Genomic DNA, 11,879 nt, shown 5'->3' with positions numbered 1-11,879 from the left:
CCCCCACGGACGCCGCCCTGGCTGCCGACCTGGCGCTGCCGATCGAGGAGCTGGAGCTCACGGTCCGCTCCTACAACTGCCTCAAGCGTGAGGGCGTCCACTCCGTGGGTGAGCTCCTGGCGCGCTCCGAGGCCGACCTGCTCGACATCCGCAACTTCGGTGCGAAGTCCATCGACGAGGTCAAGGCGAAGCTGGCCGGCCTGGGCCTGGCCCTGAAGGACAGCCCGCCCGGATTCGACCCGACCGCCGCTGCCTTCGACGCGGACGACAATGCGAGCACCGGTTTCGTGGAGACCGAGCAGTACTGAACGCTGCGTCGGGTCAGGGGGAGCCGGGAAGGCAGAGGAGCCGGCGATGAGCGCCGGCCGATCGCTCCCGGCCCCCCGAGGGCCCATCGGCGGAGACGCAGACGCCCAAGGCCCCCGAGCCTGATCAAGATGGCGAAGGCGGCTGCCGTCTCTACCGTGTCTTGCTATCCGTCCCCCCGAGTGTCCCCCCGAGTGCGGCCGAGAACGCCGCCTGACGCGCTCTCACCCGTTTGTACCCCGAGGCACAAGCTCGTCGTTCTCAGCGCACGCGTAGCCGGCGGAAGGCGTGCAGCCAGGCAAGTGGCCGCTCGGCGACCCACCGGTAAAGCCCCGGGCCACTGCCATGCTCGGTGCCGCGCCGTGCGATGACGGGCACTGTGCCGCGCGCGCGAACCTCCCTGGCGGTAGTCGTGGTCGTAGCAGCGGTCAGCGTAGAGCGAGACCGCCCTGCGGCGTGGGCCGGCCGACTCGACCGCGAACCCCCTCTGAATGTCCGTGTGCATCACGTACAGGAGCCGCACAGCACCTGCCGGTCCGGCAGCGGCTTACGGCCCGGGCACCCGAACCTGCGCGATCGTCGCGGGCCGCTGAGGGTTCGTGGATTCGCATCCGTGGTTCTGACCCACTGCCACCGCCATGGGTGCCTGGCAGGCTTCTCCTCGTCAGCTCCGGACCCGACGAGGACTGAAGCTCCCGCCAGGACGTGAAGGAGATTCAGTCCCGCGACGTTCATACGCCGGACATGAGCGACGACCTGCGCGGATGCCGACCGGTGCGATCGTATGCCGTGGGCCGCCGAGCGCGCTCGAAAGCGCGCGCACGCGCGCGTGATCCGGGTGGGTCCGGTACCCCGTCCGAAAAAGGCTCGAGCAACGGCGAGGAACCGATGAACCCGAGCAAAGCTGACCGTCCTGAACAGGCCGTTGCCGAAGGCGACGCCGACACCGCGGCCGGGGTCAAGCCGCTGCTCGACGCCCCGCAGACGGCTGCGGCGGGCGTCGCGATGTGGATCTTCGTCGTCGGCCCGCTGATCTGTCTGATCGTCGTGGTCCCGTTCGCGTGGGGACGGGGCTTGTCCGCGCTGGACGTCGGCATGGCCGTGGTTGCCTACCTCGTGTCCGGCTTCGGCCTCACGGTCGGCTATCACCGCCTCTTCACGCACCGCTCGTTCAAGGCAAAGCGGGGCCTGCGCATCGCCCTGGCCGTCGCGGGCTCGCTGGGGGTCGAGGGCTCGCCGGTCCAATGGGTGGCGAACCACCGACGCCACCACGCCTTCGCCGACCGCGAGGGCGACCCGCACTCGCCCTGGCGCTTCGGAACCGACACGCGCGCGCTGCTCAAGGGGCTTCTCCACGCGCACATCGGGTGGATGCTGAAGCGTGAACTGAGCAACCGGGCCAGGTTCGCGCCCGACATCGCCGCCGATCCCGACCTGCGACTCATCGCTCAGCTCTTCGGGCCACTCACCGCCGTCTCGCTCCTGGCCCCCGCGCTGGTCGGCGGGCTCGTCACTGGCACCTGGACCGGTGCGCTGACCGGCTTCTTCTGGGCCGGCGTGATCCGGATGGCGCTGCTGCACCATGTCACCTGGTCGGTGAACTCGGTCTGCCACGTCGCGGGCAGGCGCCCGTTCGCCAGTCGGGACAAGGCCACCAACTTCTGGCCGCTCGCACTGCTGTCCTTCGGCGAGAGCTGGCACAACTCACATCACGCCGACCCCACGGGTGCGCGCCACGGCGTGCTGCCGGGCCAGCTCGACCCGTCGGCCCGCCTGATCTGGGTATTCGAGAAGCTGGGCTGGGTCCACGACGTTCGCTGGCCGAACGCGGACCGTCTCAGCGCTCGGCTGCTGCCCGAACCGGCCGGTCCGCACGAGTCCGCAGCCTGACACGCCCCTCGGGCGGCTCGTCGTGGACGACGCGGAGAACTGACGGCGTCAGGTGCCGATCAGGCGCGCCGATCAGCTTGTGGGCCGCCGCCCTTGGTCAGCCGCTTCGCAGCCGTGGCGGTCTGCTCCCCCAGCGGCCCCGAGGCCACCATGGCGTGGCTGTAGCCGTTGACGGGAGGCATGCCTCGGGGCGTACGAGGGGGCGCATCGTCCCGTCCTACTCATCCGGGTCCCAGGCGCTGAGCTGGTCGAAGAGACGTCGGTCGCCGTGGAGCTTCAGGGAGTTGATCGGGATACGGTCGTGCAGGATGAGGACCAGCTCGTCGGCCGTGCCCCAGGCAGAGGCGTTGGCCGCGTCCGGGTCCTGGTCGGCAGCGGTGGCCGATATGGTGCCGGGCCCGGGGAGACGGGCGGTCCGTGCGCCGTCGGCGGAGAGCGAGAGGCGCCAGGAGCGGCCCTCGGAGGCGTGGAAGTCGACGACAGCGGGCTTGTGTGGCCAGGCACTCGTCGTTGCGACGCAGGTGGACAGGAACTCGTCGACACCGTCGAGTGCCACCTCGGCCGGCAGCGGCTGCGGGGCACCCACGGTGATCTGGGCGTCGTACGTGTGCACCGCCATCTGCTGGAGCTGGTGCCGAGCTACGGCACCGGAGGTCTGCGGCGACTGCGACGTCTCCCACCACGTCCAGCAACCGCGATCCGGGCCGGCCTTCCGCAGTGCGTCCAGCAGTTGCTCCGTGGACTCCGCCAACCAGGCCAGCAGGGCCTCGCGCTCCCGAGGCGCAGCCGGGGCGCCCTCCGCTGCGGACTTGGCCGGAGCAGGCCCTGCGGCGACGGTCGCGGCCCAGTCGCGGCGCCCCTCGCCGATGTGCTGCGCCAGATCGAACAGGGTCCACTCGGGGCAGGTCGGCACCTGTACGTCGAGGCTGGGCGCGGAGGCGACTGCGGCGCGGAAGGCGGTCGACCGTTCGTCGATCAGTCGCAGCAGAACGGGGAACTCGAGTGTCGTTGTCACCCTGAATCTCTATCACTGCGTTCCAACAATCGGACAGCGATTTTTACAGCCGCCGCCGGCGGGCCCGCACCACCACGGAGAGACGATGAAGGACCTCTCCGCCGCCGACCGTGCGTCACACACGGTCATTCTCATAAATGTTCATCTGTGAGAGTTCTGCGAGAGCCCCCAGGGTGATCACATTTCGCAGGTGGCCGGTCGCAAAAGTCCTCTCGAAACCGACGTGTTGTGCGCAGCACTTCTGAGAGACTGCCCGCATGGATCTCACGCCCGACCGGGCCGCATCGGCGGTAGAACGTCACGACTGCCCGAACTGTGACGCGCCCGCCGGCAGCGCCTGCCGCACCCGGGGCGGGAAGACCGCCGCGAAGTACCACACCCCCCGCTTCGCCCTCGTTCCCGCGCTCCGCGAGGAACTCGAAGTACTCGTCCCCGCCGACCGGCATCCGGGCCGCGCGTGGAAGCAAGGCCCGGCGCTCGCCGTGGTTCCCGCGCCCCACACCGAGCGCCCGGTCCGCATCGGCTACGCCAGATAGCCTGGCATGAGACGTGTCCGGTCGATCCATGTCGACTGTGCGCCTGACGGTTTGCCGCCCACGTCGGCGGGAGTGCGCGAGGCCGTGTCTCACGTGATCGAGCTCTAGGACTGGGATCCTTCGAGGATCGCGGTCAGTTCTACGATTGGGTAATCCGGTCGCGCAGCCAGGACTCGACGCCGCTGAGCGCCGTCCTGGCCATTGCCGTGGGGTGGCCCGTGAAGCCGTGGGGTGAGTGGGGGTAGACCCGGAGCTCGACGTCATTGCCGGCCGCTGACAACCGACCTGCCAGCGCCAGGTTGTCTTCCAGCAACACGTCTGCGCTTCCGACGATCAGCAGCGTTGGGGGAAGCCCGCGAAGAACGCCGTAGATGGGAGAGATGTCGGGAACAGTGCGGTCTTCCACATGGCCGACGTACGCCTGGATGAAGTATTCGTCCGTGATGCGGCGACCGGCAGGGGTTCGTGCGCTCAAGTCGTAGGTGCCGAATTGGAGTGCAGCGCCGGTGAACTGGCCAACGGCACCTTTGTCTCTCAGCCGGAGCAGGGTCGCCAGGGCGAGTGTGGCTCCCGCGGAGCTCCCGCCGATCGCAAGTCGGGACGTTCCGAAGCGGGCATCAGCTTCTTCGGCGAGCCAGAGCGCCGCTGCTTCACAGTCGGCGGGTGCCGCGGGCCAGGGGTGCTCAGGGGCCAGCCGGTAGTCGACGCTGACAACGGCGAGGTACAGGGCGTCTGCGAGCTCGCGGTTGCGTTTGTCTCCTCGCGCTGCGGAGTCCATGTAGAAGCCGCCGCCGTGTATGTCCAGGTAGACGCCCCGCGGCGGACCGTCGATAGGAGTGAAGATCCTGACAGGGACGCGCGCTTCCGCGGCTTCGATCGTCTCTTCGATGGCAGGCGGATCGGCGGCAGGAGGAGCAGACCTCTTCGCTCGGGCCTCCTTCAGCTCCTCCAGCGAGCTGGGGCCACGGCCTGCCGCCCTCGACTTGTAGAAGTCGCGAGCTTCATCGACCTGCTCCGCGGGCACGTCAGCGAACAGTGCGTCCAGCGCGAATCGCACGCGCCCTCCTCATCACTCGGGTCTCAACTCCACGCTATCGAGGAAGTGTGCGGACTGACGCGGCCGGGGTGGCGTCAAGCTGTCGTCGAAGGGTGGTGGTGTCGTCGTGCTGGGCTGCGAGGCGGGACAGAGCTGTGGCCTGGAACTCCTTCAGAGCGTCCAGTTCAGTGTTCTTCCTGCTCAGGCGCTCGCGCAGGGTGGCAACCTCGGTTTTGAGACGTTCGATCTGAGCCAGGCGTGGGTCGGGCTGCTGTCCGGCTTCCTGGGCGGCGGTCCGCTGACGGTCGAACTCGGCCTTGAGGTCTGGGTAGGTGCGGTAGAGCGTGGCCCGCGGTACTCCTGCGAGGGTGCACAAGCTCTTGACGTCGCACTTCAGCCCGTCGGGAATGGGGCCAGTGAGGAGTTGCCGCATCGCGTTCCGAATCCTGGTCTTGGGTTCCGCTTGGGGGTTGTGCATCATGAGCGCGGCTCCTGGTCAGGGTGGCCGGCAACGTCGATATCGGCGACGATGCGGGTGGCACGGTCGAACGCGGCCTGGGCTCGGGCCCGTTCAGGTTTGGAGAGTCTGGGGTTGCTGAGGAAGACTGCCTGAGTGTTGTCGGCGTGGGCGGCCCGGATCTGCCGGTGCTGAGGGTGGTGGGTGGCTTGTGGGCAGCGGGCCGAGTCACACAGCCCCATGAGGGGTTCGTCGGCGTCCGGGGTGCCGGCGAGTTCCAGGCACAAAGCCTTGCCCGGATCGGAGAACCAGCAGTAGTTGCCGACACCGAGGTGCAGGGTCTTCGCCTTGGCTTTGAGGACACGCTCGACGCGCCGGTCGTCGATGACGGTGACCGGCCCGGCGTCGTGCCGCTCCAGGGCCTGGTCGACGGCCTTGAAGGCGCTGATGAGGTCGCGGGCGCCTTGTCCGCTGGGCAGGATGCCGCGCTGGTAGTCCTCGTAGGCGGCGACGGTCAGCCGCAGATGTTCGGCTTCTTCCTCGGCGGCGACTTCGGCGGCGAAGGCGGCCTGGTGTCCGCCGGGGCGGGCGGCACAGCCCTCGGCTGTGGCGACGCTGACATGCTTGAGGTGTAGTTTCACGGCCATCAGTCCGTGCGGGCGCTGGGCGATGGCCATCGCGAGCGTGCGCCGCAGGGCGCGGGGATTGACCGGGCCGTCGGGGATGGGCTCCAGCCCGACCCGCTGTCCGTACTCGCCGTTCACCCAGGAACTCAAGGCCGTATAGCGGCGACCGCTGTTGTTGGATGCCTTGGCGAACAGCCGCTCGCCCGGGGCGGTGCCGGTGAGGGCTTCGGCGATGGCGATGGACCGGTGCACGTCTTCGGTGACCACCCACGCGTCCTCGGTCCCCCCGAACGCCTCGCCCTTGATGCGGCGGGAGACCAAACGGTAGCGGGTGCCGCCTGCGGGCCGTTCTTCCTGCCGACGGCAGCCGCTCGTCAGTTCCGCCAACTCCGAGGAACGCATCCCGCAAAGCGCTGAGGTGAGGAAGTAGGCAGCCGAGGTGACGACATAGACCGTGGCATCCAGTTGGTGCCTGGCCAAGGGCAGAGCCCAAGGCACCAAAGTGCCGTCATCGGGGCGGGGCACCGGTGCCGCATCGCGACACCAGGGCTGCTGAAGGCCGCACTCACTCACCCACCGTTCCAGTTCGGGACGGAGAGTCTCCAGGTCCCTGCGGTGCCCCATGGCTCCCGCTGCCTGAACGACGAGCGCATGCCACGACATGTGCAGGAGCGGGTCACCCGGGTCCCATCCACGCTGCAAGCGCTGAGTGACGGTCGCTTCAGTGGCCCGTGCAGCGGGAAGCCCGGTCTCTCGCCGTCGCTCGATGACCTCGCGCAGGCCATCGACCTCAGTGACCAGCAGGCTCCGCCGCGAGGCGGCCTCATGCTGGTCGGCAGTGCGGGCCGCGGCCGCCTCGGCCGCCAGCAGCGGGCCGATCGTCTCCAGCAAGTACAGACAGTTCGCCAGCAGAGGCCGCAACAGGGTGTCCGGGACCGGCGGCACCCGGTTCTCGTCGCTGCGTACGTATCCGGTGACCTCGTCCGCGCTGCGGCCCGGCCACGGGGCGAAGCCCGGCTGGTAGCATTCGCTGAGGATCTCTGTATAGAGGACGAGGAACTGTGGGATGCGGACCATCGCCACCGTGGTCGCGGGCGACAGGAGCCGGTCAGGGTCGGTGACACTGCGCGAGGCAGCCGCGAGATAGGCGTCGCAGTGATGCTGACGGACCTGTGACAGCGAGGTGACGTCAACCACGGTGAGGTGGTTGAACCACAGGGCTAGGTGCTTGAGTTCGGACCAGAGTGAGTTCGGGTTCAGTGGGGTGCGGAACGCCTGCGGCAAGACGGCCACGTCCGGATGGAGCGGGGCCATCCGCGCCATCAGGTACTCGCGGGCAACCTGCCGCCAGCGGGGGTTGGTGATGGCGGCGAAGTCCAGGATCTTGCGGTGTGCGGTCATCACCACCGGGGCGTCGGCGAGGCCGGTCAGGTCCCAGACATCCTGGTCGAAGACGGGCCGGGGGCTGCCGGGCTCGCGTCGCAGGCCGGCGGTCTCGATGACCGGCAGACCGTGGAAGGGGCGCCGCCCAGCCAGGGCCGGGGAAGAGGCATGGGCAGTCGTCACTGGGGATGTTCCTCCAGGTGCAGCGGCCAGAAGGCGCTGATCTCGGTGCTCTGCCGGGTGGCGGCCTCGATGGCGGCCGGACCGAACCGGGGCAGGATGTCCTCGTCGAGGCGGGCCGTGTAGGGACCGAAGATCCGCAGGAACTGCACGGTGGTCATCTGCTGGGCCTGCCGGGAGAAGTACTCCTTGAGCCTGAGCAGGTTGGGCAGGCGACGGGGCGCGAACGCGGCGAGCGGACACAGCAGACACACCTCCGGCCGGGCCGGACACAAGGTTCCCGCCGGGGCGTGCGGGCCGTTGAGCGGGCTGGCGCACGCGGCGACGAACATGTCCTGCTCACCGGAAAGCAGGGCCTTGATGGCCGCCGCGTCCAGACCGGCGTCCTCGACCCGGCGTGGGAAGTCCGCGGCGAACGCGGCCGCGTCCTCACCGTTGATCACGACCGGCGGGGCGGCCTTGCGGCGCACGTCGCCCTGGGCCTGCTCGATGACGCCCTCCAGCGCGTCCAGTTGGGCCGGGGTGTGAGAGCTGAGGTAGTGATGGCCCTCCACGCGGGCGCTGTGGTTGGGGTCGATCGTCGTGCGGCCGGTCCAGTTCGTGCGGTCCCGCCGGTGGTGGTAGGTGGCCCTGACCCGGCCGCCGTGCACCGGCAGGGGCTGCCCGTCGCCGTCGAGAACGCCCGAGGACTCCATCCAGGCCCGGCGCTGGCGCTGGCCGCGGGGGCGGTCGAAGATCCTGCCCTGCCCCCGCCCGAGTCCGTCACAGCCCACATAGATCCATAGGTGATCCATCACATCCCCGGCATGCTCTCGGAGTTGGGCCGAGTGCTCCAACCAGCGGTCCAGCAGCCGCACGGCATCACGGGGCAGGTTGAGCGCCTCATCCCCGGTCCGGCCCTTGCGGTAGGAGAGCAGCACCGTGTTCGCCGAAGTCCGGGTGATGTCGTCGAGTCGCAGGGCGTCGATACCGTCAGGGACGATGCCCGTGCGCATCGCGAGCAGCGTGAGGGTAGGCGAACGCAGTCTCCGATGCCGGGAACAGCGCCGCTTCAACCGCCGCGAGCTCAGCCCGGTCAACACCGGCGCCCACTCTGCCGAACCGCTCGACGGCCCTTGTCGCCTCCGCGGGGCCCGCCTGGAGCCAGAGCCAGGCGAGGTTGTCGAAGGTGACGCCGTGGACGGACGGATCGGCGCCCCGGCCGGCTGCCTCCAGCGCCTGACGGTGGGCGCGGCCGGCCGCCGCGATCTGATTGGTGCAGGAGGCTTCAAGCCGCCACCAACCGCAGCCGCTCGGCGGGGTGAGGGTGTGCCAGCGGCGGCGCGTTCCGTTGATCAGCGCGCCGTCGCGCGTCGGGGCCTCGACGAACAGCGGGGCACGGGGCCGCCAGCGCGAGCCCTCCACCGCCGCGGCCCGCTCCCAGCCGATGTAGTCGTGAACCCGAGCCAGGCCCTCGTACCCGATCCACGTCGGCCGGCCCTTCCTGCCCTTCGCCGTCGGCGCGGCGAGCACCAGCAGCACCGGCACCGCCGTGCGCCGGCGCGGCAGCGGCGGAACCTCGTAGACCGTCAGATGTGTGAACTCCTGTGACCTCAGCCCACTGGACAGCGCCAGGCCGATCACGGCCGCGTTGCGGCCGGTCTCCCGCCCCCGGAACGAGACGTCCCTCTCGCCCGCCGGGTCGTTGCCCGCAAGGGCATGCATCAGCAGGTCCGCGTACGACTTCTCCAGGTACTTCCGCGTCGCGTGCGCGTTGCCCGTACGCACCGTCGCCAGGTTCCTGGTGACCTCCACGTGCGCACCGTCCGGGCGCGTCATCGACTGCCGCACGTAGGAGAACGGGACCGTCGGCGCGTGCCCCTCGGCCGCCGCCCACTGGTAGAAGGAGGAGAGCGTCTTGACCGCCAAATTCCAGCTCGCCGGACTCAGCCGCACCTCCAGCGGCCCGGACAGCCGGTACTCGGCGTACATCGACAACGCATCCCGAAGCCGCTGCCGATCAGCGAAGACCGGGATCCGGCGGGCGCCGAGGAACTCCGCCCAGCCCTTGAGCGCCTGGGCGTACGTCCGCCACGACTTCGGTGACGGCGCCCCGCTGACCGGTAACTTCCGGAGCCACAGGTTCATCACCACCGTCGGCCGAGGCCCCGCAGAGTCCTCGAAGCAGAGGTCCTCGTCGATGAGGACGGGCATGATCTCCCGGATGGCGGGCCGCTCGTACAGGCCCTACTCTTCCCACCCGGCGGAACTGAAGTAGTGCAGGATCACAGGACGAACCTGGAGTGAGACACGAGACAGAGCAAGAGCTAACACTCATACGGGGGACAGAACTTCACCCTCACGAGACACACTCAAACCGCAGAGCTAACGCCAGGACGTCCACCGCCCGGCAGGAACTGGCGAGCCAGCTCGAAGCACTCCACCGCGCGGAGTGCCACAAGGTCTTCAAGGAGCAGATCAGCACCCGCGTCAAGGTCCGGCCCGAACTGGAGAAGGCGCTCGCCCTGGCCCACCAGTTCAAGGAGGCCGCCCCCGAGACGCCCGTCATCCTCACGGTGCACGAGCTCAAGCGTCTCGCGCGCAACGCGGCCGAGCTGATGACGCTGTCCGCCGAGCTCCAGGCCAGCGGCATCCAGCTCGAACTCCTCACCGGCCCGCTCACCGGAATCTACGACCCCAACGGCATGGGCGCCACGTTCTTCGCCGTGCTCGCCGTCGCCGGGCAGATTGAGCGCAACTACATCCGGGAGAAGACCCTCGAAGGCCAGGTCATCGCCGCGTCCAAGGGCAACCACGGCGGACGGCCGAAGGTCATCGACGACGACATGCTCACCTTCGCCGTCGCGCTGAAGGACAAGGGCGTCCCTGTCCCCGACATCGCGAAGAAGCTCACCATCAAGGCCGGGAAGAACGCGGGCAAGTCGCCGTCGGTCGCCTCGCTCTACCGGGCGCTCGCGGAAGCCGAGGCCGCCGCGGTGGACGAGGGCCTGCCCCATCGGCCCAAGCCACTTCGCATCCGCCAGCCCGGAGAGCCGCTCAAGGCCGAGGAGATCGAGCTGCGCGAACGGCTCCAGGCCCAGCCGCACCCGAACACCGAGCTGCGGTAGCCCCCGCGACCTGCATCAAGCTCGTGATCACCGGCCTAGCGCTAACCGCTGTACCTACCGACGCCAATTGCATCGGATGCGAATAGGCGACACCCGTCCTGCAGACGGGCTTGGGACCGTGAGTAAGCGGTCTTACCAGGAGCGTTGGCTTCGGCAACGCACGGAACCACGGTAGCGGTCTCGGTGGTGCCCATGCGAGTCCGTCACTCCATGGGCGATTGAGCTGTGAAGACGCCCCCGGGTCGCATCTGATGCGAGATTTTCGCACCAGATGCGATAGGCGGAGAGTGATGACGGATGGGTGGGGACGGTCTCGTGCTGGGGTCTGCTCGGCTGCATCTGATCGACGGCCTGCCGACGCTCCGGCCGGACGAGCAGGTTTTCGAGGCGATGCTGAAGGGCCGGCGCAACCAGCAACTCGCCCGCAATCTCTCGCCCGGGTACGTCGGCGATCAGGAGCGTACGGTCCGAGCCTTCACCCGCCATACCGATGCGATGCCGTGGCAGTGCACGCCGCAGCACGTCGACGAATGGTCGGCCGACCTGAGGGCCGTGCACGGCTGCGTCCGCTCCACCCTGCGCAACTACCAGGGCGCCGTACGCCAGTTCTGCGACTTCCTGACCAACCCGGCCTACGGCTGGACCGACGAGTGCCTGCGGCTTTTCGGCACCCATCCGGTCCAGGTGGTCTACGAGTGGAATGCGGCCGCGCACGCGGACGAGGCTGAGGGCGGGCCGGAACGACGGGCCTTCACCCGGCCCGAGTTGGAAGCGTTCTTCGACCACGCCGACGAGGAGGTTCTGCGCGTTCGCGGCAAGGGCCGCAAGGGTTGGCTGCCGGCCTTCCGTGACGCGGCCTTGTTCAAGACCACGTACGCCTACGGGCTACGGCGCAACGAGACCCGGATGCTCAACCTCACCGACTTCGGCCGCAACCCGCAGGGGCGGGAGTTCGGGGAGTACGGCACACTGCTGGTCCGCTATGGCAAGGCGAAGAAGGGCTCGCCGCCCAAGCGCCGCAGCGTGCTGACCGTCCGGCACTGGACACCTGGCACGGTCGAGGAATGGATCAGCGAGGTCCGGCCGGGGATGCGGCACTCGACCAGTCCGGCTCTCTGGCCCTCCGAGCGGGGCCCGCGGGTCGGACTCCAGCGTCTGGACTCCCGCTTCGCCGCCTACCGCGACGCCCTCGGCTGGACCCGGCGCTGGAGTTCCACTCACTGCACAGGTCCTACATCACCCACCTACCGGTAGTTCGTTAAATCCGGAGGTAGAGGTCAATGCCGTGTCCGGTAGTGACCGCGTCGATGAGGGCCTGGAGTTCGTAGGGTGGGGCCGTGTCT

At 69.0% G+C, this 11,879-nt stretch carries 12 protein-coding genes and 1 pseudogene; 5 read left to right on the top strand and 8 right to left on the bottom strand.

Features of this window, described 5'->3' with window-relative positions; all coding sequences use genetic code 11:
* Positions 1 to 308: DNA-directed RNA polymerase subunit alpha C-terminal domain-containing protein (locus AB0L95_RS41060; protein ID WP_365171646.1), on the top strand; the 308-nt coding region annotated here is incomplete at its 5' end.
* Positions 309 to 570: 262 nt separating this feature from the next.
* On the opposite strand, the pseudogene AB0L95_RS41055 reads toward AB0L95_RS41060, so the two are convergent.
* A pseudogene (locus AB0L95_RS41055) lies at positions 571 to 745 on the bottom strand (IS5/IS1182 family transposase); the annotation flags it as partial.
* 566 nt (positions 746 to 1,311) lie between these two features.
* Between AB0L95_RS41055 and AB0L95_RS41050 the strand changes: the two are divergent.
* Positions 1,312 to 2,196 (top strand): fatty acid desaturase, encoded by an 885-nt coding sequence (locus tag AB0L95_RS41050; RefSeq protein ID WP_365171648.1) that lies wholly within the window; start codon positions 1,312 to 1,314, stop codon positions 2,194 to 2,196.
* A gap of 59 nt (positions 2,197 to 2,255) precedes the next feature.
* Here the strand turns inward: AB0L95_RS41050 and AB0L95_RS41045 are convergent, their stop codons facing one another.
* Positions 2,256 to 2,378, bottom strand: coding sequence for a hypothetical protein (locus AB0L95_RS41045; RefSeq protein WP_365171644.1), 123 nt, complete (start codon positions 2,376 to 2,378; stop codon positions 2,256 to 2,258).
* A 35-nt stretch (positions 2,379 to 2,413) separates the two neighbouring features.
* Positions 2,414 to 3,211 (bottom strand): maleylpyruvate isomerase family mycothiol-dependent enzyme, encoded by a 798-nt coding sequence (locus AB0L95_RS41040; protein WP_365171642.1) that lies wholly within the window; start codon positions 3,209 to 3,211, stop codon positions 2,414 to 2,416.
* A 257-nt stretch (positions 3,212 to 3,468) separates the two neighbouring features.
* Between AB0L95_RS41040 and AB0L95_RS41035 the strand changes: the two genes are divergently transcribed.
* On the top strand, positions 3,469 to 3,747 hold the full coding sequence (locus tag AB0L95_RS41035; protein WP_365171640.1) for a hypothetical protein: 279 nt from the start codon (positions 3,469 to 3,471) through the stop codon (positions 3,745 to 3,747).
* A 139-nt stretch (positions 3,748 to 3,886) separates the two neighbouring features.
* On the opposite strand, the gene AB0L95_RS41030 is transcribed toward AB0L95_RS41035, so the two are convergent.
* The 5 genes from AB0L95_RS41030 to AB0L95_RS41010 are packed head-to-tail and all read right to left on the bottom strand — an operon-like array spanning position 3,887 to position 9,622.
* Entirely contained in the window at positions 3,887 to 4,804 is a 918-nt protein-coding gene (locus AB0L95_RS41030) for an alpha/beta hydrolase fold domain-containing protein (protein WP_365171638.1), read from the bottom strand.
* A 34-nt stretch (positions 4,805 to 4,838) separates the two neighbouring features.
* The gene (locus AB0L95_RS41025) at positions 4,839 to 5,264 is read right to left on the bottom strand and encodes a hypothetical protein (RefSeq protein WP_365171636.1); all 426 of its coding nucleotides are present in this window, start codon (positions 5,262 to 5,264) and stop codon (positions 4,839 to 4,841) included.
* Positions 5,261 to 7,432: an integrase gene (locus tag AB0L95_RS41020; RefSeq protein WP_365171634.1), complete on the bottom strand. Its 2,172-nt coding sequence runs from the start codon at positions 7,430 to 7,432 to the stop codon at positions 5,261 to 5,263. Before AB0L95_RS41020 ends, AB0L95_RS41025 begins: the two co-directional genes overlap by 4 nt.
* Complete coding sequence (locus tag AB0L95_RS41015) at positions 7,429 to 8,424, bottom strand: hypothetical protein (protein WP_365171632.1); 996 nt, start codon at positions 8,422 to 8,424, stop codon at positions 7,429 to 7,431. The genes AB0L95_RS41020 and AB0L95_RS41015 overlap by 4 nt, the downstream gene beginning before the upstream one ends.
* Complete coding sequence (locus tag AB0L95_RS41010) at positions 8,402 to 9,622, bottom strand: site-specific integrase (protein ID WP_365171630.1); 1,221 nt, start codon at positions 9,620 to 9,622, stop codon at positions 8,402 to 8,404. The genes AB0L95_RS41015 and AB0L95_RS41010 overlap by 23 nt, the downstream gene beginning before the upstream one ends.
* 89 nt (positions 9,623 to 9,711) lie before the next feature.
* Between AB0L95_RS41010 and AB0L95_RS41005 the strand changes: the two genes are divergently transcribed.
* Positions 9,712 to 10,536 (top strand): recombinase family protein, encoded by an 825-nt coding sequence (locus AB0L95_RS41005; protein ID WP_365171628.1) that lies wholly within the window; start codon positions 9,712 to 9,714, stop codon positions 10,534 to 10,536.
* Between the two features lie 315 nt (positions 10,537 to 10,851).
* A complete protein-coding gene (locus AB0L95_RS41000; RefSeq protein ID WP_365171626.1) occupies positions 10,852 to 11,790 on the top strand; it encodes a site-specific integrase in 939 nt (312 codons plus the stop codon).
* The last annotated feature ends 89 nt before the right edge of the window (positions 11,791 to 11,879 follow it).

The sequence above is a fragment of the Streptomyces sp. NPDC052036 genome, from assembly GCF_040680495.1.
Lineage (GTDB): Bacteria > Actinomycetota > Actinomycetes > Streptomycetales > Streptomycetaceae > Streptomyces.
Note: the sequence above shows the minus strand (reverse complement) of the source record. Positions and strands in the feature narration are given on the sequence as shown.